Below are 2,275 nucleotides of genomic sequence, written 5' to 3'. Positions count from 1 at the left end.
ACAACATAGCGTATAATTAATTGCTGGGCCTGTTCTTCTTCCGAAAACCCTCGCGGATACTCTAGTTCGTTTTTATTTGCTAAATTTACTGCTTGAGACACGCAACTAATCATACTCAAGGGCGTTGCAAGTAATACTCGGGCTTTCTAGAAAGACTCAAAATCAGAAATTTAACCAACAGTATTTAAAGATCAGAAAACGGAATCCGAAACGGAAGCCAAAAAGCAAGTTACGGTATTACTCACTAATGCGGAATTAAATGCATCGTAAAAAAAAAACTGAATTTCGATAACAGTGAAACTAACCGTTGCGCCACCAATCGGAATAAAAAAATTTTAGCTGATGAGAATCAGAACGCTGAAAATCACTCTTGCGGAATTGACCAATCTTACGGAATTAGCTCGGTTGCGGAAAACTGAACTCACGAATTCCGAGCAGAACGCACTTCTAATTCAAATTGTAACTAAACCAGAAACACCCGTGATTACTACTTGCAACATCGCGTATAATTAATTGCTTGACCCGTTCTCCTTCCGAAAACCCTCGTGGATGCCCAAGTTCGTTTTTATTTGCTAAATTTACTGCTTGAGACACGCAACTAATCATACTCAAGAGCGTTGTAGCACATTAAACCAAAAATTCGCGTAAAAGGAATGAAAACGCACATAATAACCGGAATTATATCATTAATTGTACTTATGACTTTCAGTAGTTGGAACTCGAAACAAAATTTAAAAACAAACGAAATTGCTGAAAATCGAACTGAAAACATAAATAGTAAAATGGAAGAAAACTATAGGACTTTAAGGTTAGTTGTTTCATATGACTTTGGAGAAAATCTAAAAACTATTTCTGAAAAAGCAACGCCTGAAATAATAAAAAGTACAATGGAATCAATCAATTGGAACGAATTTCATATCGTCCAACTTGAAGACGAAAACGAAAATGCCTTACACGTCAGCGGTAGTTTATATGAAGATGGATTGGCTTCTGGTTATGTTACCGAAAATGACCATATATTAATTGTAAATCCACCAAAATCAGTTAAAGAAATGACCGAAATTCTAATTGAATTTTTAAAAGGAGAAGAAATTTGGCGGAATAAATATGAATATAAATAACGTGCTACAACACCGTGTATAAGCCATTGCTGGGTCTGTGCTTATCTGGAAAATTCTTGGGAATTTTACAGCGTAGTTTTGTACCTTTAATGGTTAGTGTGTGAGACACGCAACGGCCCATACACATCAACGTTGGCAAACATTTGAACAAAAATTCGGCTGAAACTGAAAACGCAATAAATAAGCTGGAAAAGGAAAAAACGCAATGAATAAAATGCGGAATTGACAAACCGAACAGAATCCGAAAAAACAATGCACCGAATTTTAGAAAATGAAAACGGAATATAATTGTAAAAAACATTGCGGAAATTAAGCGGAACCGAAAAAACAACGCCGAAATCTACTCTGACGGAAATAACACAACGCAGAAATCCACTCTGGCGGAAAAAAAACGGCGGAAAGGAATCGAAATTTTTTTTGGTTTTTTAAGAGCAAAATTGAAAAGCAATGTCGACCGACCAAATAAAAACAAAAGAAAAACTGTTTCCCGCCCAAAAGCTTGACAGGAAGCCGAAATTAAAATAGAAATTCCCAAAGAAATTTAGCGGAAATTATTAAATTAGAACTTTAAAAGTAAAACGGAGGAATCAAATCAGACGTGAAAAACATAACGAAGAAAAAATAAAAAAACGTTTGCCAACACCGTGTATAAGCCATTGCTGGGCCTGTCCTACTCTGGAAAATTCTCGGGAATTTTCCAGCGGAGTTTCTTACTTGGCGAGTTTCGGGAAATCACACGCAACGGCTCATACACATCAACGTTAGCACACAGTTGTCTGCTCCAGAAAACACAGATAAACAACAAAATCTTCTGATTTTTAAGAGCAGAATCTGAAAAACCACACCGAAATTATAATAGATACGGAAAAACCAAAACGGCGGAATTATCACTCGTGTGAACAATTTTATTTCTTGGCCTTCCAATATTAAGTCGCATAACTGGAAAACCGGTGTATGACCAAAGTTTGGGCAAAATTTTATTTTAGATATACGCGGAAATCAATTCTAACGGAAAAAACTACGAAAACCTGTTTTCGTCGCTGGGACACCCAAGTTAGAAATCGAATAATTTCGCTAAATTTTGTTGCTGCTCGGAGTTGATTATGGTGGTGTAAGTTATTTCCTTGGTAACAGGGTGTTTTACTTTTACGGCA

The 2,275-nt window shown here is 36.3% G+C and carries 1 protein-coding gene; it reads left to right on the top strand.

Translation table 11 applies throughout. The features are described 5' to 3' along the window. The first annotated feature begins 653 nt into the window (after positions 1-653). Positions 654-1,121: a hypothetical protein gene (locus ESY88_RS20485; protein WP_147088556.1), complete on the top strand. Its 468-nt coding sequence runs from the start codon at positions 654-656 to the stop codon at positions 1,119-1,121. Positions 1,122-2,275 lie beyond the last annotated feature (1,154 nt).

It is taken from the genome of Subsaximicrobium wynnwilliamsii (assembly GCF_007997225.1).
GTDB lineage: Bacteria > Bacteroidota > Bacteroidia > Flavobacteriales > Flavobacteriaceae > Psychroserpens > Psychroserpens wynnwilliamsii.
Note: the sequence above shows the minus strand (reverse complement) of the source record. Positions and strands in the feature narration are given on the sequence as shown.